The 22,304-nt window shown below is 23.8% G+C and carries 10 protein-coding genes and 1 pseudogene; 10 read left to right on the forward strand and 1 reads right to left on the reverse strand.

Features of this window, described 5'->3' with window-relative positions; genetic code table 11:
• Positions 1-2,983 precede the first annotated feature (2,983 nt).
• From dacA to lipA, 4 genes are read left to right on the forward strand one after another with little or no spacing between them, the layout of a single operon-like run.
• Positions 2,984-4,213 (forward strand): D-alanyl-D-alanine carboxypeptidase DacA, encoded by a 1,230-nt coding sequence (gene dacA, locus AB4W73_RS01710; protein ID WP_367680705.1) that lies wholly within the window; start codon positions 2,984-2,986, stop codon positions 4,211-4,213.
• A gap of 21 nt (positions 4,214-4,234) precedes the next feature.
• The gene (gene ybeD, locus AB4W73_RS01715) at positions 4,235-4,498 is read left to right on the forward strand and encodes a DUF493 family protein YbeD (RefSeq protein WP_367680706.1); all 264 of its coding nucleotides are present in this window, start codon (positions 4,235-4,237) and stop codon (positions 4,496-4,498) included.
• A 3-nt stretch (positions 4,499-4,501) separates the two neighbouring features.
• The gene (lipB, locus tag AB4W73_RS01720; protein WP_367680707.1) at positions 4,502-5,164 is read left to right on the forward strand and encodes a lipoyl(octanoyl) transferase LipB; all 663 of its coding nucleotides are present in this window, start codon (positions 4,502-4,504) and stop codon (positions 5,162-5,164) included.
• Positions 5,165-5,202: 38 nt separating this feature from the next.
• The gene (gene lipA / locus AB4W73_RS01725) at positions 5,203-6,168 is read left to right on the forward strand and encodes a lipoyl synthase (protein WP_367680708.1); all 966 of its coding nucleotides are present in this window, start codon (positions 5,203-5,205) and stop codon (positions 6,166-6,168) included.
• Positions 6,169-6,202: 34 nt separating this feature from the next.
• Here lipA and AB4W73_RS01730 read toward each other — a convergent pair whose 3' ends face one another.
• Entirely contained in the window at positions 6,203-6,913 is a 711-nt protein-coding gene (locus AB4W73_RS01730; RefSeq protein WP_367680709.1) for a Bax inhibitor-1 family protein, read from the reverse strand.
• A 3,521-nt stretch (positions 6,914-10,434) separates the two neighbouring features.
• Here AB4W73_RS01730 and tyrS point away from each other — a divergent pair.
• From tyrS to hflC, 6 genes and pseudogenes are all read left to right on the forward strand, one after another.
• On the forward strand, positions 10,435-11,709 hold the full coding sequence (gene tyrS / locus AB4W73_RS01735) for a tyrosine--tRNA ligase (protein WP_367680750.1): 1,275 nt from the start codon (positions 10,435-10,437) through the stop codon (positions 11,707-11,709).
• Between the two features lie 2,772 nt (positions 11,710-14,481).
• Positions 14,482-15,129, forward strand: coding sequence for a 3,4-dihydroxy-2-butanone-4-phosphate synthase (ribB, locus tag AB4W73_RS01740; protein WP_367680710.1), 648 nt, complete (start codon positions 14,482-14,484; stop codon positions 15,127-15,129).
• Positions 15,130-17,467: 2,338 nt separating this feature from the next.
• Positions 17,468-18,409 carry a tRNA (adenosine(37)-N6)-dimethylallyltransferase MiaA gene (miaA, locus tag AB4W73_RS01745; RefSeq protein WP_367680711.1) on the forward strand — a complete coding sequence of 314 codons (942 nt, stop codon included), beginning with the start codon at positions 17,468-17,470 and terminating at the stop codon, positions 18,407-18,409.
• Positions 18,410-18,521: 112 nt separating this feature from the next.
• Positions 18,522-18,752: pseudogene (gene hfq, locus AB4W73_RS01750) on the forward strand (RNA chaperone Hfq); the annotation flags it as partial.
• Positions 18,753-19,875: 1,123 nt separating this feature from the next.
• Complete coding sequence (gene hflK / locus AB4W73_RS01755; RefSeq protein WP_367680712.1) at positions 19,876-21,120, forward strand: FtsH protease activity modulator HflK; 1,245 nt, start codon at positions 19,876-19,878, stop codon at positions 21,118-21,120.
• 3 nt (positions 21,121-21,123) lie between these two features.
• Positions 21,124-22,128: a protease modulator HflC gene (gene hflC / locus AB4W73_RS01760; RefSeq protein WP_367680713.1), complete on the forward strand. Its 1,005-nt coding sequence runs from the start codon at positions 21,124-21,126 to the stop codon at positions 22,126-22,128.
• Positions 22,129-22,304 lie beyond the last annotated feature (176 nt).

A 22,304-nucleotide genomic window follows, 5' to 3' on the forward strand; every position in this document is an offset into this window, starting at 1 on the left:
TATATTCTCTCTATTATAGAGAACTATTAGATAATGAATTTAAGTGAATTATAATACTAATTATTAAATAATAAAAAATTAGTTTATTTTATAATTATTCAACTAAGTTAGTTATTTTTATTATATATATTTAATATATTTTGTAATATTTTATTATTAAGTAACATATTAACAACTAATCTTTATTATATATAGATAATATTTTTTAAAGATTATTATACAAGCTATGTTAAGGATTATATTAAACTTTTTTACTAGTATTAATTAGTTATACAATTTATAATTATAGTAATATTTACTTAATGTTAAACTATGTTGTTTATCAAATATAAGCATATCAGAAAAAATAGAGAAATTTATTAATAATCTTACAAATGTTAAATTTAATTATTAATTTAATAAGTAAGTATATTATTAACTTTAAAAAAATACAAGCATTTATATCTTTTATTTCTAATATAGTTAAAACTCTGTTATAAAGATGCAAATTATATTTTTTTCTGTTAACTAATTCTGTTTTTAAGTATAAAAGTTAATAGTTATTAATAATTTTATTATCCTTATAGTTCTACGTTTATTCATGTAATTAACTATATTCTAAAATTAATAATAAATATATTTAATGTCTAAATAAAATAGATCCTAGTAAAATGACATAATAAGTTATAGAGTAATTGAAATTAATAATTAATGATCATGATAAGATCATATTAGTAGCAATTACATAAAATAGAAAAGGTATCTATCTGATACTAGATTTAAAACTATAGATCTATATTAAGTAGTTAATAAAAGATGATTAGGCTTACTATAATAATAACTAATCTACAAAATGAAAAGGTATCAATTCTTTAGTTTTTAACTATAGTCATAATGCTAATTTATTTGTTAGTGACATCTCTAATAAAGATTGTTATATATTATTAAAGGATCTTGATCATTTACTTATTAATCGTATGATACAGGATATTTATCAGATGATATTAATAATAATACTATATATTATTATAGTATCTATAACTTAGCATCAGCGTTAGTAATAGAAATATTAGTTTATTTAAACTTAGTTAGCTATAGTCACTAAACCTAAAAAATATTTTTACAATTAAAAATTTGTAACATAAATATTTAAATTTTGCTAAAGTAATAGAGGGATTAATAAGTATTTGCTAGATTATTATAGCATAGGAATTAATAAGTTATTAGAGTAGATTATAAAATTTAGATATAGTAAGTATGCTGATATTAATTTATCTAAAAAATGTATTGTATTACGTTAACACATAAATAAAGTAAAAGTATTAATAATACTAATTAATAAGGTGCGGTTAAAAATATTTATTTATTATTAAATATTTATTTACTATTAAATATTAAAATTAATAATGTTTAATGTTCTATTAGTAAAAGAAGCAGTTATAGATTGGTAATATTCATTAAAACGGTAATGGCTAATAGCAATCTAATTATTAAGGGATAGTAAAAAATAAAGTATATGATACAACTAATTACATTAATTATATGAATTGTTAGGATTTTAAAAATATACAACTACAAGAATGTCATAAAATTAAGTACAATACAAGTTTATGTTTGTAAAAACTATTATTTTAATAAAATTACTACACATTTATTTAATTATAAACTAACAATTTCTTTGTATCATCCGTAAATCTAATCATGGTAATAGCAACTTATTAGATAATAAAAGTAAGAGTGCTATTATAGATGTAATTTTTTACTAAATTATAGATTATATTTTACTTATTTACAATAATGCTTAATTACAATTAATATAATAAGATCTACTTAATTTTAAAAGATTTAATAATAACTAAAAACTAATAAATAAGATTACTATTATCAAAAATATATATTAATATTTTATTATTGATTTATAGTATTATATCATTAGTACTATAGTATTTTTACTATATAAAATATCAGCAAATAAGAAACAGAAATAATAAGCTAGGTTACTTAGATTATCGTAGGTTTATTACAATATTATTAATAGTATAAATCTCATTACAAATATATTAAAAATTTAGCGCTCTATTTTTACTTACCTATATTATTTTATTGGCGTTAGGTGCGATATATTTAGATAAAATTAGCAAAGGAGCATAGTGCTAACTTAATTTAGGTATATTATATTTATAATTATTATAGATTATTAAAGTTATTGTTTCTTTAATAGTCCATACTTTATAAATCATAATATTTATTTATCTTTATTAAAAATATTATTATTATATTAATTATTATTTTTATATCTATTTTATTCATAATAGTAAAAAATATAATTTAGGTATTTTAATTTTTTTAATTATTCTTTAGATTATTTATCTTGTTTTTAACTAGAGTAGCTAACTTGTAATTAGTATTACTACTTTGTTTCTAGTAGGATTTTCTTATTTTTTAGTTTTTTATGCATGGTTATTAGTATGATTAAGTAATTATGTTATTTAATTTAGAAAAAGATCTTTTAGATACTAGTTGTTATATTAACTAGTTAAAAGTTATTATTAAATTTAATAGCCTATTTGTTAAGGATTACTACAAGATACTTAATTATAGTTATAATTTTCTTAATACAATATTGATTTTTTATTTTTGTAGTGTTAGCAAAAATTAGGGTTATGGTGTATTAATCCTGTTAATATTCTATCCTATTATTATGCGTGGAATAGTAACAATAGCTCTAATATACAGATTATTTTAGTTGTATAATAACTAACGCTTTAATGCTAATTTTTTATTTATGTATGTATTTATTAATATTGGTATGGTAAGTGGATTTTACCTATTGTTAGTATTCTTTTTACTTTAATTAGCTACGATTGTTTAGTGTAATTATTCTAATGATAAATTTTTAGTATATTAATTTAATACATGCACATAGAAAAATATTATTTAAAATTTAGAGTTTATTATGTAATATATTACATATATTTGCTTTGATAAATAATAAGTATAAATTATGAAATATATTACTACTTTTAGTTTAATTAAAAATATAGTATTAATTAGTATTAGTATTAGTATTAGTATTATTATTATTAGTACTACTTCCTTCGCTAATACTGATGATGTTAATTTAATAACTATGATTCCTAGTGAACCAAAAATAAATGTAAAAGCCTATATATTGATGGATTATAACTCTGGAAAAGTATTAGCTGAAAATAATGCTGATGTACGACATGCCCCTGCTAGCTTGACAAAAATAATGACTAGTTATGTTATTGGTCAGGCTGTTAAATTAGGTAAAATTAGTGTAGATGATAAAGTAATTATTAGTAACGATGCGTGGGCGACAAATAATCCTATTTTCAAAGGTTCTTCATTGATGTTTCTAAAGCCTGGTGATACCGTGCCAGTTTTTAAATTAATCCGTGGTATTGATTTACAATCAGGTAATGATGCCTGTGTTGCTATGGCTGATTATATTGCTGGTAATCAAGATTTTTTTGTTAATTTAATGAATAACTACGTAACTACTCTTAGATTACAAAATACGTATTTTAAAACAGTTCATGGATTAGATGCCGATCAACAGTATAGTTCAGCACGAGATATGGCATTAATTAGTCAGGCATTAATCCACGATGTACCTAATGAATACGCTATTTATAAAGAAAAAGAATTTACCTTTAATAATATTCGGCAGTTAAATCGTAATGGTTTACTTTGGGATCAAGACCTTAAGGTTGATGGTATTAAAACTGGTCATACTTTAGCTGCTGGCTATAATCTAGTAGCTTCAGCAACGGAAGGACAGATGCGTTTAATTTCGGTAGTTCTAGGTAGTAAATCATTTAAAGAACGTGAAATTGAAAGTAAAAAACTATTAACCTGGGGCTTTCGTTTTTTTGAAACTATTGTACCATTAAAGGCTAATAAGGAATTTATTTCTAAACCTACTTGGTTTGGTAATGACAATACAGTTCAATTAAGTGCAGCAAAAGATGTTTATCTTACTATTCCTCGTGGTAAAGGACCAGATGTAAAGGTTAGTTATACTCTTAATACCCCAGAAATATACGCGCCATTAGTAACAAACCAAGTAGTAGGTACTATTAACTTTCAACTTGATGGTAAGATTATTGCTCAGCATCCATTAGTTGTTATGAAAGAAGTAAAACAAGGTAGTATCTTTAAATGTTTCATTGATTATATCAAATTAGTATTCCATCACTTGTTTGGTTAAAAGTTAATAATAGGAATAGAGATGAAAAATAAATTAGGTAAGTTACTTAGATTTCCTTGTTTTTTTACTTATAAAGTGATTGGTTTTGCTGATGATCAGTTTATTGATAAAATACTTGCCGTAGTACAACGTCATATTCCAGGAGACTATATGCCAAAAATTAAATCTAGTAATAAAAATAATTATAATTCAGTTTCTATTACTATTACTGCAACTTGTATTAAGCAAATAGAAATGTTATATCATGAATTAGGTAAGTTACCATTAGTACGTATAGTATTATAATCCATGAGTTCTTTACAATCACGACAGATTATTTTACGTCAGCTAGCGCTAAAGCCTTACATGCTAGTATGTCAGGCTATGCATAATTTTACTGAGTATCGTACGCACAATACTTTAGATGAGATTTGGTTAGTACAACACCCTCCTGTTTTTACTCAGGGTAAAGCAGGTAAAGCTGAACATTTATTAATGCCTCCTAAAGAGATTCCTATAATCCAGAGTGATCGTGGTGGGCAAGTTACTTATCATGGCCCTGGTCAACAAGTTATATATGTCATGTTAGATTTAAAACGATTAAAAATTAGTGTACGTCAACTAGTTACAGCAATAGAAAATACAGTCATACAAACATTAGATAACTTTGGAATCATTTCTTATTCATGCCCTTACGCACCAGGTGTGTATGTTTTAAAATCTAACCCACAAAAAATTTGTTCTTTAGGATTACGTATCCGTAAGGGATGTTCATTGCATGGATTTGCACTTAATGTCAAGATGGATTTAGAACCTTTTTTACACATTAATCCTTGTGGTCATGCCAATATGAAAATGACACAAATCAGTGCATTAACTAATAAAGTTATAACCTTTAAAAAAATACAAATGATTTTAATAGATAAATTTATTCAACAGCTAGGTTATACGAAAATTATTCATCAAACTTAGATTTAACAAAAACCTATTTTAAAATTGGAATCTATACTATGAATAAATTCGTCTCTATAAAACTTGGTACAAAATACCATAATTTAGATAAGACAACATTAATTCCGGTTAAAACTTTTATGACTAAGCAGCAAGCACAATTATCTAAGCCTGAGTGGTTGAAAATAAAGCTTCCTACTGATTCAAGCAGAATTCAAAAAATTAAAGCTATAATGCAAAAAAATGGTTTATATACAGTATGCCAAGAAGCTTCCTGTCCTAATTTATCTGAATGCTTTAATCATGGAACAGCAACATTTATGATTTTAGGAGCAATATGTACACGTCGTTGTCCATTTTGTGATGTTTCTCATGGTCGTCCTATGGTGCTTAATAGTAATGAACCTAAAAAATTAGCGCAAACTATTAAAAGTATGGATCTACGTTACGTAGTAATTACTTCAGTCAATCGAGATGACTTGCATGATGGTGGTGCGCAACATTTTGCTAATTGTATAGTCCATATTAGAGCTAGTAACCCAGCAATTAAAATTGAAATATTAGTGCCAGATTTTCGTGGACGTATGAATCTAGCGTTAGATATTTTAACATTAACTCCACCTGATATATTTAATCACAACCTAGAAAATGTTCCGCGAATCTATCGACAGGTACGACCAGGAGCAAATTATAAGGGATCACTTAAGCTATTAGAAAGCTTTAATATCCGGCATCCAAAAATTCCAACTAAATCTGGCCTAATGGTTGGTTTAGGTGAAACTAATACCGAAGTTATTGAGGTAATGCATGATCTTCGCTGCCATGGCGTTACTATGTTAACGTTAGGACAATATTTACAACCAAGTCGAAACCATTTACCTGTTCAGCGTTATGTTAGTCCTGATGAATTTAATCAAATGAAAACACAGGCATTAGCAATGGGGTTTACCCATGCTGCCTGTGGCCCTTTTGTTCGCTCTTCTTATCATGCAGATTTACAGGCTAAAGATATAGAAAAGAACTAATTTTTTTTAAAAATACTCTAGGTTATCTATTTGATTAACGACGATTACTAAAAATACGTAATAACATTAAAAATAAGTTAATAAAATCAAGATATAACATTAATGCACCAACTATGGTATACTTATGGAATCTATCTTGATCACTAGTATTTAATTGTCTACTCATATTTTTTAGTTTCTGAGTATCGTAGGCAGTTAAAGCAACAAATAGTAAAACACTAATATAAGTAGTAACCCAAATTAACATGTTACTCTTAAGCCAAATATTAACTATTGAAGCTAAGAGAATACCTATAAGTCCCATAAATAACATGTTACCAAGACTACTTAGATCATGTTTAGTAGTATACCCATAGAAACTCATAGTTCCAAACATCCCTGCTGTAATAATAAAAGTACTAGCAATAGATGAGTTTGTATATATAACAAAAATACTAGATATGGTTAAACCCATTAAAGTAGAATATAGCATAAATAAACTAGTTGCTAAGGTTATACTTAAACGATTGATCATATCTGAAATAATAAAAACTAAACCTAATTGAATAATAATAAGTCCAAAAAAAGTAATTTGGCTAGAAAAAATAAGATTCATGATAGCAGGGGTATTAGCCGCGTACCAAGCAATAATAGCCGTTAGTAAAAGACCACAACTCATCCAGCCGTAAACTTTTGCCATATATGTCTGAATGTCTGTGTTGATTCGTTCAATAATAGAACTATTAGGACGTGGATATTGTTCCATACTAGCACCTCTATATATTAATTTAACAAAAGCTATGATTAAATAGCTTCACTTTTACTAAGAGTACCACAAAAATAACCTTAATTACGATATTTAAGCATAATAAAATTATTCTATTCATAGTAGTGTTCATAAATAAAAATTTATGCTTATTTTTTATTTTTTTGTAAGAATAAGTGCTTCATACTTCAAATCATAACGTTTGTAGACATATTTATTACTAAATAGTAAGACACTAATGAGAGAAGTACTGAGATTTGTTATTTAATAAATAATTTTTGTAAAAAAATTAGGTAATTATTTAACGCAAGCTTTTATAATAGGTATTATCTAATAGAATAACTTATATATAGCACTCACCATATAATAAAAACTATATTTGTTATTAATTTTAAAAATAGTTATATATTAATATATTTTAGCCATTACAATTTAAAATTGTAAAATAATTTGATTATTTTTATAGTTAATTAAATTTAAATAAAAAATTTTTTTATTTAATCTAATTTATGATAAGTATCATATTAAAAAAATTAGTTAAATAATAAATATTATATATTTTATATACTGTTTAATTATAACAATTACTATTGTCAGTTAAATTATATAATAATAATTATTATTGTTTAGTTTAATAAATTTATTTATATTAATATTGCTATATAGTTAAAAGATATATTTATTTTAGATTTTTTATAAAAAAATTTTTTAATAAAAATTAATTTATTATTTATTCTGTTAGTATAATTAATATTATTATAAATAATAGGTTAACTTTTCTAGGTAATAATAATTAATAATTTATTATCTATTATATACTATTTAGATTATAGTATATTAAATTTTATAAAATAGAAATTATGTATAATATTAAGAAAAAATAATTTTTTTAATATAATTTAAAGAATTAGTTTATTAGAAAACATAGCGTAATATACATAATTTATTTTAAGATTCATTTAACTAAGATATTAATAGTAATATCATCTAGAATATAATTGATGAATACAAAAATTATTAAATATCTCTAGAAATATACGTATCGTTAATTAATTCAAGATATTCCTAATTAAATATACATCTAATCAATTAGAAATTTATTGTAATTTTAATATCTAGGAGGTATTAACTAATAATTTTAGAGTAAGTAAAGTACTATATATTTAATAAATTATAAAATTACTGCTAAAAATATTAAGTATCTATAAAAAATCTACATATAATTTCATATTTAATATGACCAATAATTTTTAAATTAAAAAAATTTATAGCAATATACTTAAAAAGTATTAGATAAATAAATCAAATGTTAATAACATTATGGATAATAATGCTAATTATTTATTAAAACTATCATTACAGTCTAATTTTAGAAAAGAAATAAAAGAAGGAGTAAAGTTAATTATTACTATAACTTTGTATGGTATAAGAACTAATAATATAGATTAAATTAATTAATTATAAATAGAAAACTTATATAAATAATTTTATTATTAATATAATAAACTTTTTTTAAATTAATAATTATGTAGAATTGATATTAAGATTTAATCTAATACAATTAATTGTTAATGGTAAACAATAATTAATAATAGGCTAAAAATATAAGAGTTACTTAATCTTATTAAGTTGTAGTATACAATGTTTATAATTTAGGTAAAACTTCTTGTTTTAGACATGATTTGTAAAAATTAATAAGTATTAAATAATCTTTACCTATTCGTATTTTAATTAATTAGAGATAAAAGAATTAATAAATTAGTATATCTACTTTAGTGTTTGCTATACTATAAAGATAGCGTTACTAATAAAGTATAAACTTATTAAGTAAATTAATAAGTTTATTAAAAAATAGATAAAAGATTTTAATTAATATATTATAAGATGATATTAAGTAATTACTAAAAATAATACTATTCTTATAAGCAAAAAGAGAATAATGTAAACTATAAAAAGTAATAAGTAACAAAAAATTTATTTATTTTTATAATATGCTTAGTTTTATTTTAATCTTAAACTTTATAATAGCATAAAAAATCACTATACAATGGTGTTAATATTACTGCTACTACTAATTAACATAACAATATAGACTTGTACTAAATTTATTTGCACCTTATTTTTATGTAACTAAAATCATAAAGTTATTATTATTATAAATTTCTAGTTATATACTTAATATTATTTAATTTATTTTATATTGCTGAATTTTAATATACTAAGTAACTATGCTTACTATTATAAATAAGTTTTATCTTCTATTATTCTAGTAATATTACCCATAAAATCTACCTAATATTATCTATAATTATACTAATAATAATGAATTTATTTTTTTCTTAAATCTTTTACTAATTGAATAGATACATTATAATATAAAGTTATATTTTATACTTATTTTACCTAACACACGGTAAGATACTATTTAATAACATATAAAAAAATTCAAATATCTATTTAAGGTTATTGCAATAATAAAGAAAATTAATAATTTTATTATAAAAATTTCTATTAAAATAATAGCTATTATTAAACTAATTATGCTTATTTTTAAATATAATTAAGTACTAATTTAATTTTTTAAAAATATAAAATAAAAAGAAATTAATAACTAAGTTATACAATTCGTTTAATGAAAGAAGGTAGTTAAAATAAAATTAAAATCTAACTATAAGATAATTATACTACTACATACGTTTTTTGATTGCATCTTATTTACCATGAATATGGTAAAGATTCTTATTAGCACATTACAAGGATTATATATGGTTAATAATAAATTTATTATTACTGATAAGTGATATAAATATTATCGATTATAATAAGTAAATTTTTTTGCCTTTTATCCTTTAGTTTAACTTTATACACTATTGACTGAAATTTATAAAGTGCATCTAGTTAACTCTAATGTTATATGTATAGTCGTTATAGATAACTACGAATAACTTTCTTAGTATTTAGTACTAATTAAAGATTATAGTATTAAGGAATAATATTTCTTATTAATTTAAAGGCTATAAAATATTATATTTAGAAAAATTTTTTATATTAACTTATTATTTCCTTAATATAAATTAAATAGGTAAGTTATTTTATTAAGTAAAACTAAAATTATATGCTACTGAAAAAAAATTACTTCATTCATTGATTCATTTATAATTAGATTAATACTAAGTATATAATTAATTTATAAGTACTCTTAATCAAAAAATATAAGAAAAATTAATTTATTATATTAAAAAAATTTTAGTTATCTAATATTTCTATGCTAGATTTTTTTTGGAGATTTTGCGTGATTTTTGATAGTATAGAATTTTGGCAAAAAAAGCTATATTTGTATATAATTTTATTTACTAGAAAAAGATTTATAGAATACGATGATTGAAAAATTGACTGCCTGTATATCTAAGTTCTATAAAAATCTATTATATTTATTGATATTTTACAGAAATAGATTTTTAAATCGTATTAACTATATTTAATTCATATTTTTATTAAATTAATAAATAATGGAGCCATTAATAATGAATCATAATTTGATTCAACAATTACAAGAGCGAGAGCTTGTGGCTCAGGTTACAGATGAAAATGGCTTAATAGATAGATTAACAAAAGGTTCTATTTCAGTATATTGTGGGTTTGATCCTACTTCTGATAGTTTGCATTTAGGACATCTTGTTCCTTTACTTTGTTTAAAACGCTTTCAGTTAGCAGGTCACAAACCAATTGTAGTAATAGGTGGCGCAACAGGACTAATAGGTGATCCTAGCTTTAAAGCAGGCGAGCGTCAATTAAATGATAAGAAAGTAGTTAACCAATGGTTAAAAAAAATCCACAAACAGATTACATTATTTCTTAATTTTAACTGTTATAATAATAGTGCAATTATAGTTAATAATTTAGATTGGTTTGCTAATATGAAGGTATTAAATTTTTTACGTGATATAGGCAAATACTTTTCAGTTAATAAAATGATTAATAAAGAAGCGGTAAAAAGTCGTTTACATCATGATAATGGTAACATTTCTTTTACTGAATTTTCTTATAATTTATTACAAAGTTATGATTTTGCTTATTTAAATAATACTCTAAAAGTAGAACTGCAAATTGGTGGTTCTGATCAATGGGGCAATATTATTTCAGGTATAGATTTAACGCGTCGTTTATATAAAAAGAAGGTTTATGGTCTGACAGTACCACTAATTACTAAAGCTGATGGTACTAAGTTTGGTAAAACAGAAAGTGGTACTATTTGGCTAAATGCTAAAAAAACTAGCCCGTATAAATTTTATCAATTTTGGATCAATACTGCTGATGCTGATGTTTATCATTTCCTAAAATTTTTTACTTTTATGACATTAAAAGAAATTAGCATGTTAGAGGATGAAGATAGAAATAGCAATAAAGCACCAAAAGCACAAAAAATATTGGCAGAACAGGTTACTAGGTTAATACACCATAAAGAAGGATTAGCAGCTGCACAACGTATAACACATAGTCTTTTTTCTGGTAATTTATATGAAATGAACGAACAAGATTTTATTCAATTAGCACAAGATGGTATGCCTACTATTGAGTTAACTTATAATACTGATTTACAACAAGTACTGGTTAATGCTGAGTTAGCTCCATCACGAAATAAAGCTCGCGCCCTAATAGATTCAGGTGCAATTACTCTAAATGGAGTAAAACAGTTTGATAAATCATACTGTTTTGTTCAGACCGATCGCTTATTTGGGCGCTATAGCTTACTGCGTCGTGGCAAAAAATATTATTATTTATTAATTTGGAAATAGATTAATTATTATTATTTTAATAAACTTGTTTTTTAATAAAAAGATAAAATCTTAGTAAATATTACAAAGTTCAAGTATCTTAAGTATAATAATTATTATATATAGTAATAAGGATAATTATAAATATACTCAATATAAAATTTATAATATAGTCTATTATACTAGATTTTATAATAAATCTAGTATAAATAAGATATTTTAGTTTTTTACAATAAACTAAAAAATTTAAATACAAATAGTATTTAAGTCATTAATTATTATTAAGCTATAGTATTAGCTATCATATCATAAATAAAATAAATATAATTACTTCCTAATACTTAAGGATAATCTAAATAATCAGAGATGTTAATATAGAACTAATAATAAAAGATTTTCAATTTATTTTAAAGATTTATAAAATGAAGCTAAAATTGTATAAATAGATATGTCAGTATTATTTATTAATGATCTAGGTAAATTATTAAAATATTTTTAGTTCTTGTAAAGATTTAGATAATTTTTATTATATTTAAATTAAACTAATTTATAATTTGTAATATAATAGTTACTACTATTTCTTAGTTGACCTGATAACTTAAATTTTAATAAGCATATAATTTATTAGTCTCTAATATTAAATTTTTAAAATTAAATATAAAACTAACTTTATATAACATTTCTATCAATATAATAACTAATGTAGTTATTACTTATAAATATTATTACATCTATGCCTTAGTTATTGGATTAGATTAAATGTAGATATAATACTAGATAAAAATAGGAAAAATAAGATAATTTTTAATTTTATATAAAAGTTATTTGAGATACAGATATTAATGAATTTTTATAAAACTTATCATGTAACATTTAATACCTTCATATATCAATTACTACGTACTAAACATATTACTATTTATTTAAATATCTAGATCTTTGTAAGAAAGTTAATGGGTTAATAATAGCTAAAATACATAATATTTATTATGTGTCATCGTTACTTTTTAACTAATCTTTTCTAGGATTAGAATCAATGTCTAAATATTTTATTGTGTAATTAAAACATTCTTAAAAATAGTATTCATAATAGAATTTTAATAATAAATTATTTTAAAGTTACAATTTAAAATTATTTTTGATAATGAATGATTAAGTAAATATATCTAAAAAATTAAAGTAATACCTACCTATAAATAAAGAATCTTAAATACTATCTTTAGCTAGAAAACTGGTATTAGTAATTAATTAAGTAATTAAGGAGTCTTTTTAATTAAAAATATTTTTCTTAAACATTATACTATGTTTTGGTAACTTTTTAAATAGACACTAATTTTTTATATTTAAGCTAATACTATACTAATTTTTAGCAAAAATAATGTAGGTAGAAATAGTATAGACTAAAGAAATCAGCAATATAACATAAAGAGCTACGTCTTTATTATAATTAATATAATAATATTGATCAAGATTATAGTATTTAATTAGTGTTATTTTAGCTGAATTTTTTATTCCCAATATATTTCAAATTTACTAAATAATAAAGTGTCCTGCTAAAAATTCTGCATATCATTTTAGCGTTACTTCGTATAGATTATATGGTAAAATATAATAAGTATTAAAGATAATATATTAATAACTATCTACTTAATATAGTATTTTGTTTATTATTTTAAATAAAGATATTACTATTTATATCAATAATAATAATAGTAGAAAAATAAATTACAGATTAAATCTAATTAATAAATTCATAAAAATCTATAATTAGTAATATTATCTTAAAATTTATTAATAATAAAAATATTTTTTATTCTGTATTATGTTAATGAATTAAATTTTTTATTTAAAAAATTATTAAATCTTTTTACTTTATTATTTATTTAAAATACTTATCATTAACCTTTAATTTAAATAAAGGTTACAAAATATAACTAATAATATCAATATTATTAGTTATAAGTTTACATTTTTATTAAATGAAAAAAAAATTAAATTAGTAAATATTAGCTAAAATAATATGTTATAATTATATATTGATGTGGTAATTATATTACTAATTACTTAAATAAGTAAATTAAATATATAATAATTTTTCAAATATTCCGGTATTTTAATTAGTATATAATAATTAGATTATATAAAATAAAGAATTACTGCTAGTAAACAATTTAGTTATTAACTTTTAATTCATTAAGATAGAAATAAAACCTATACATAAAATCTTATAATACTATTTATCTAATTTATATAATTTTATTTGTAGTAGAGTGTAATAAATAAAGTTTATATAGTTCTAAATATTGTATTATAAATATTAGCAATAAAATAATTTATTATACTTATAATAACTAAAAAATAAAGATATAGCAATTTAAAAAATACATTAAAGTTATAGTATTTATTTTTTATAATAAAATCTATTAGACTTCTTATAAAACTAGTACTTCTATATAAGTACTAGTTTTATAAGAAGTCTGATGCAGACTCTAAATTCAAAAATATATTTTAAAATTAGATTTTAAAAAATAATGAAATTTGTAGTTAAGATACTATAAATCTAATACTTGATCCATTTTAGATAAACTTTTTAGTAGTATTACTTATTTAATAAAACTATTAGTAATATGTAATAAATAGGTTTTACTATAAGTTAATTTTATGGATTGCCTGTATGAATAATTAACGATATAGTTCTAAATCTTATTTTTAGATCAGTATATATAAAGATCTAAATAGTAATTCATCCCCTTGTGGTGTCTATGAAAACTTATTTTATTGAGGTTTTTTACTGTGGATCAAACACTATGCTCTGAATTTGGCCCTTCTATAGATCGGGTAAAGCATGCATTATGTGCTTTACGTAATGGTCTTGGTATTATGGTACTGGACGATGAAAATCGTGAAAATGAAGGTGATATGATTTTTGCGGCAGAAACAATGACCGTAGAGCAAATGGCATTAAGTATCCGTCATGGTAGCGGTATTGTTTGTTTGTGTATTACTGAAGATCGTCGTTGTCAACTTGAATTACCTATGATGGTTAATAAAAATTCTAGTCAGTTCAAAACTCCGTTTACTGTAAGTATTGAAGCAGCAAAAGGTGTAACAACAGGGGTTTCGGCAACAGATCGGCTAACAACTATCCTTGCAGCTATTGCTGATAATGCAAAACCTACCGATTTAAATCGTCCAGGTCATGTCTTCCCGTTACGTGCAGAAATAAATGGTGTACTTTCTCGACGCGGACACACTGAAGCAGCTATTGATCTAGTTCAATTAGCAGGATTAAAGCCTGCTGGAGTATTGTGTGAACTTACTAATGATGATGGTAGTATGGCGCGAATGCTAGAAGTAATTATGTTTGCCAAACAACATAAAATGCCAGTACTTACAATTAAAGATTTAGTATACTATCGACAGCATCAAGTTGTCAGGTAAATTGACGCTAATATTATAAAATTTAGAATAATATATGGATAAAAATTAAATAAATCCTATATTATTTATTACTAATCTTCATGAGAATTAAATGCTATATTGCTAATCAATACTAAATAATTACTAATTAAAGTATAACTATTGCTAAAATATATAATCAATAGATTATTGTATATCTACTTTTTTGTAAGCTTCTTCATTTTAGCTATTCTTTAATTATTTTAGTTATTCAACTGTTAGTACTTTTACATGATAGAAGCCACTGACTAGCTACGTCAGTGGCTAATTTCTACTTTAAGCAAAGTATTTTAAAAGCAATTAAAATAGCTAAGAAATATTTATAATAATAGTAGCATCAGCATTTTATTAAGCAAGATACTTTACAAGTAGTAACCTAAGACGCCATGGATTAGTATCCTATGTTTAATAAAAATATTTTATGAAATATAAATACCAAAAATAAAATTTTAAAAATTGCTAATTACTTAGCTTTACAGATTAGTAAATTACGTTATAATATTTAATATAATTTGTTCATTAAATTTCTTAAAAACTCTTATTTATTTAATTTTTATATTATAAATTACTATAGTCAGATTATATCTTAATTCAAACCATTATTACCTATTTTAGTAATAATCCAATATAATTTAGATTATTTAATTATACTAATAGCATTTTATTTAATGTATACTAGCTTGATAACTTATAATTATTATGTTATCTTTTTGTATTAAAAAAATTTTTTTTATTTTTTAAGTAGTATTAAATTTAAATGAATTTTACTAGTCTTAAATAATTTATATTTATTATTATTTTAATAATAAGATTTATTTATACATAAAACCCTTGAGTAATTTAAAATTAAAATTAAATTGTCTTTTATTAGTAAAAATTATATAGATAACTGTTTTACTTTTTTATTAATGACTACTTACTTCTTAAAGTATGTCTTTTTTCTAAATAAAACTCTTTATGTTTTTGTCAATTTAAACAGTATTTAGTAGTGTTAATAAGTATACGCTAATACTGCATATTACTTTTTAATATGTAATTATTACTTATCTTATAATTTTAGCTAACAAAAAAATAACTACAATTCTATTGTAAATACTTGAGGATTATAATAAATAATTATCTAAACATAATCTTAGTTTTAATTATTATGTTTATTTATACTTGTCTAATATTAAATATTTTTATTATTTTTAAGTTAAACTATATCCAGTACTAATTAAACAATAAATTTTTTTTAGTATCTTTATTTATTATTTCATATTGTATAGATAGCTTCTTGTTAGAAGATTATTAGCAATACTCATGTAAAACTAAGACTAATAGTGTTAATCTTAGAAAGATAGATAATATTAAGTTAATAAGTGTATGATAGTAATTACATTATAAACTATATCATCCGTTAATCTAATAAAAAATTTATTAAGGATAGTTATCAGTACTATTAATATGCTCTATCTAAATTTTTTTAATCGCTATTAAGTTAATATCAATGCATATTAGATAAAATAAAAGGAATAATTCCGTTAAGTTAGGTTTCTATTATTTTATTTATTAAATTATTACTGTAGTTTTCTAACATAAAGCTTAACAATAAAAAGTATATAATCTAAGCTCTATAATCTTACGTCTAGCTTGTATTAAATATTGGAGTTGTATTAGAAATATCTGACTAGTAGTTTAAGCTAGCATTTCTGCTAGATTTAATAAATACATATAATAAAAATTATTTAAAAATAACACTAGAATATTAATAGTAATAATTTATTATACAGGATTAATATAAAATAATTTATATTAATCATTATAGTATTAAGAATAATTCTTATCATAGCTTAAGTTAGGTATTAATAATATTTCTATCCTGTTATATGTTAATTAGATATAGTTATTAGAAGATTACACTATAGTTTTATTTATCATTAAGCACTACTCGTAATAAGTATAACTTACTAATTACTACATATATTATAGATATATTTTTACCCATTACATTACATCTTGATCTAAATAAAATAAAATTATTACATATAAGCGCCATAGACTTATAATATTAAGTAACTTTATATATAAAATAATTAAATTTGTAAAAATTAATACTAGAATTATTAATTTATTTATCTAAGTAGGATAAAATACTGTCTAAGTTTTGACTGTGTAACTTACTATATATCTTAGTAATAAATATAAGATATAGCATATTTTATAAAAAATATAGTTATTAACTAATATTGAATACTTTTACTTTTATTTAGTATTATCTTCACTAATAGGATTTTTTTACAATTTGTTAATATATAGTGTACATTGATAATATTACTACATGAATAAAATTAAGAATGTAACTCGTCCTAGTGTAATTTTTATTATGGGACCAACTGCTTCTGGTAAGACAGCGCTATCAACAGCGTTGCGACAGTATTTACCAGTAGAATTAATTAGTGTTGATTCTGCGCTAATTTATTGTGGTATGGATATTGGCACTGCAAAGCCTAGTGTTCAAGAATTAGCAATAACACCACATCGCTTAATTAATATTCGTGATCCAGCTGAATCTTATTCTGTTGCAAATTTTTGTCGAGATGCATTAAAAGAAATAACTAAAATTAGCTCTACCGGGCGTATTCCATTACTAGTAGGTGGTACTATGCTATATTTTAAAGCCCTTTTAGAGGGTTTATCACCTTTACCATCAGCAAATTCTGCAATACGTCAGCAACTTAAGCAGCAAGCAACAAAATTAGGATGGGCAGCTTTGCATCAACGGTTAGCTAGTGTGGATCCGCTTACAGCAAAAAGAATTCATAAAAATGATTTTCAAAGACTAATTAGAGCGCTGGAAATATTTCTTATTTCTGGCAGTTCTTTAACCGAATTGATAAAAACTTCTGGTAAAGCTTTACCATACAGGGTTTATCAATTTGCAATTGCGCCTATGCATCGTAATTTTTTACATAAGCGAATTGAATCTCGTTTCCATCATATGTTAGATACTGGATTTGAAGCGGAAGCTAAGGCGCTTTTTGAGCGTGGAGATTTGCATAAGGATATGCCATCTATGCGTTGTATTGGGTATCGCCATATGTGGTCTTACTTTACTGGTGATTATAACTATAATGACATGGTTTACCACGGAATTTGTGCGACACGTCAACTTGTAAAACGCCAAATAACTTGGCTACGAAGCTGGAATACTGTTCAATGGTTCGATAGTGATAAACCACAACAAACTTTAGATTCTATAATACAAGTTATTGACACATAACATGAGTAATTACACATAATTGTTCAAAATATTATGGCTAAATTTTTACGTAGTTTTTCTTCAAGATGCTAGTTACTTACTTATAAACAATAAATAATAAGGAAAAAATGGAATGACTAATAAGGGGCAATCTTTACAAGACCCTTTCCTAAATGAACTACGTCGTGAGAAGGTCTCTGTTTCTATTTATTTGGTTAATGGTATTAAACTTCAGGGGCAGATTGAGTCTTTTGATCAGTTTACTATTGTCTTAAAAAGTAAAGTGAACCAAATGGTCTATAAACACGCTATTTCTACTGTCGTACCTGACCGTCAAGTATTACACCGTAAGGATAATAACCCTATTGTTTGTACTACAACAGTAGTAGATAAAAAATAATGACGCTTAATAATAAACATGATTAATAAATAAGGATATGTAATAGTATAAAAATATAATTTTATATTTTTAAGCTAGCAATTTTTATCTACTTAAGTATATATTTACTATTTAACTTTATAAAGTATAGTGTTAATTATACTAGTATATTTACTATTAAAAAATAAAATACATAAGTTTGTATAAGTTTAAATGACTATTTTTCTTTAGTATAGATTTAAAAGGTAAATATTATTAAAAGTAATTTACAAATTAAATTAATGTAATTATACCATATTATTATTATTATTATTATTAAGTTAGTATATGATTAGATATGTATAGAATACAATTAAAGGAGTATATAGTTTTAAATAGCTAGTAAAAAAAATTAAATTAAAAAACTAAAAAATTATTTATTAGTAATTGTATTAGTTTAATTATAGATTAATTAGAATAAGTAGTAAATTATACAAATAGGAAGGCATGCATATAGCGTAGCAATCAATCTACGTAATATCTGCCTAACCTTTTGCTACTTTTAATCTATTTTATATGCATCAATGCAATAGATGCTAAACATGTTATATTAACGAAAACAATTAATTTTATATGGTATCTACTAAATATTTAGTTGCTACCTTTAAAATAATATTACAGAAAATATAATAACCTTATTATTATTGTATAATAATATAGATCTATATGTTAATAATAATATAATAATAGTTTACATAGTAATTAATAAATTTTATAAAATTATTTAGAATAATGTTACGTATTGGTTATGATATAAAAATATACCTATTCTAATATTAGTCTTAACATAAAATAAAGCTAGTCATTACGATTTTAAGCATTAAGCGAATGCCTTAACTATAAGATAATATAACATAAATTAAAATTACTCCTAAATAGAAGAGAGATTTAACTTTTTATAAATAGCATCATTTATATAAACAAAATAAAATTAGTTAATTATATCACTTAGCCCATAGTAATGGTTAAACAGGTATTATTATAAAATTAAATTTTGTATAATAAATGATTTATTTCTTAGAGCAAAACTCTTGGTACAAAGAAAACCAATTATAAAGTGGAGCTAAACATGGCGTGGAATCAGCCCGGTAATAACGGACAAGACCGCGATCCGTGGGGAAGTAGTAATCATAGCGGCAACCTCAGCGGAAATAATAAAAACAGTAATAAGAAGAAAATACCTAATTTTTACGATATCATCCGTAAACTAAGTATAAAATTAAGTAATTATGGTAGTAAAAGGAAGGGTAATAATAATATCAGCGTATCTGATTGGAGGTTTGGTCGTATTGTTAGCACTATAGTAATAGTTATGATTGTCACGTGGGCAATCAGCGGTTTCTATACTATTAGGGAAGCTGAACGTGGTGTAGTAACTCGTGTAGGAAAATTAGACCGTATCGTACAGCCAGGATTGAATTGGAAGCCTATTTTTATCGATGAGGTCACTCCAGTTAATGTTGAGGCAGTACGAGAATTAGCAGCAGCTGGTGTTATGTTAACTTCTGATGAAAATGTTATACGAGTTGAAATGAATGTTCAATATAGGGTTACTGACCCTGCTGCTTACTTGTTTAACGTAATTTATCCTGGCGATAGTTTACGCCAAGCAACCGATAGTGCTGTACGAGGAGTTATTGGAAAATTTACCATGGATAAAATTCTTACGGAAGGACGTACCATCGTTCGAAGCGAAACACAACGTGTCTTAGAAGAAACTATCCGACCATATAAAATGGGAATTACTTTACTTGATGTTAACTTTCAAACTGCTCGTCCACCAGAAGAAGTAAAAGCAGCTTTTGACGATGCAATTGCAGCTCGTGAGAATGAGCAACAATATATTCGTGAAGCAGAAGCCTATGCTAATGAGGTTCAACCTCGTGCTAATGGCCAAGCTAAGCGTTTGTTAGAAGATGCTAAAGCTTACGCTGCACGCACAGTGTTAGAAGCATATGGTGAAGTTGCCCGTTTTGCTAAATTATTACCTGAATACAAGGCTGCGCCTGAAATTACACGTGAACGACTATATATTGATGCTATGGAAAATGTGTTAAGTCATAGCCGTAAAGTATTAGTTAATAGTAAAGGAGGAAATTTAATGATACTTCCTCTAGATCAAATGCTACATAAACAGATAACGTCAAATAAAGTTAATAATAATAAAAATACTAGTTTAATTAATCTAAACCAACCTTTGACTGCTAAAAATAGTCAAAGTAAGAATATAAAAAGTACAAGTACAGATAATCTCTCAAATCAAGATCAAACTAACACTAGGCGTAGTGTCTCCATTCGTGTAGGGAGAGAATAATCAATGCGTAAACTTTTTTTATTTACCATAACTGTAATAGTAATGACATTTTATGCATCAGTATTTATTGTACAGGAAGGCCAGCATGGTATTGTACTATGTTTTGGCAAAGTACTACGTGATAATGATCATAAGCCATTAGTTTATGTACCAGGACTTCATTTTAAATTACCGCTTATTGAAACTATAAAAATATTAGATGCACGTATTCAAACTATGGATAACCAAGCAGATCGCTTTGTTACTAAAGAGAAAAAAGATCTTATTGTTGATTCCTATTTAAAATGGCGCATTAGTGATTTTAGTCGTTACTATCTAGCGACAGGAGGTGGAGATGTTTCACAAGCCGAGGTATTGCTAAAACGTAAATTTAGTGATCGCTTACGTTCTGAAATTGGTCGTTTAGATGTAAAGGATATTGTAACTGATTCTCGTGGTAAACTTACATCTGATGTACGTAATGCTTTAAATACGGGCACAGTTGATGATGAAATAATTATTACTGATGCAGATGATGCAATTGTAATTGCAGCAGCTCGAGTTGAACAAGAAACTCATGGCAAACAACTAGCAGTTAACCCAAATAGTATGGCAGCCTTAGGTATTGAAGTTGTTGACGTACGGATTAAACAAATTAATTTACCCACTGAAGTCTCTGACGCTATTTTTCAGCGTATGCGTGCGGAACGTGAAGCAGTAGCTCGTCGCCATCGCTCACAAGGTCAGGAAGAGGCAGAAAAACTGCGAGCAACTGCTGATTATGAAGTAACACTTACACTAGCAGAAGCAGAACGTCAAGCACGTATTACGCGTGGTCAAGGTGATGCAGAAACTGCTAGATTATTTTCTGAGGCCTTCAGTAAGGATCCTAATTTTTATGCTTTTATTAGAAGTCTACGTGCTTACGTAAAAAGTTTTAGTTCTAATGATATAATGATACTTAGTCTTGATAGTGATTTCTTTCGTTTTATGAAATTACCAGAAAAATCTACGCATTATCATTCATAATATAATATTTATTATTAATACTCATTAATATAGCTTTCTTTTATTAGAATATTTAGAGTTTCTTATATTAACTATCATTTAATTAAAAAATTTATTTAAAACGTATTCAAAATGTTTATTTTTCTATTTTTATTACATCTAAAAATAAACTATTTATTTTTTCTCGCATAAAAATT

It is taken from the genome of Candidatus Fukatsuia anoeciicola, from assembly GCF_964059965.1.
Taxonomy (GTDB): domain Bacteria; phylum Pseudomonadota; class Gammaproteobacteria; order Enterobacterales; family Enterobacteriaceae; genus Fukatsuia; species Fukatsuia anoeciicola.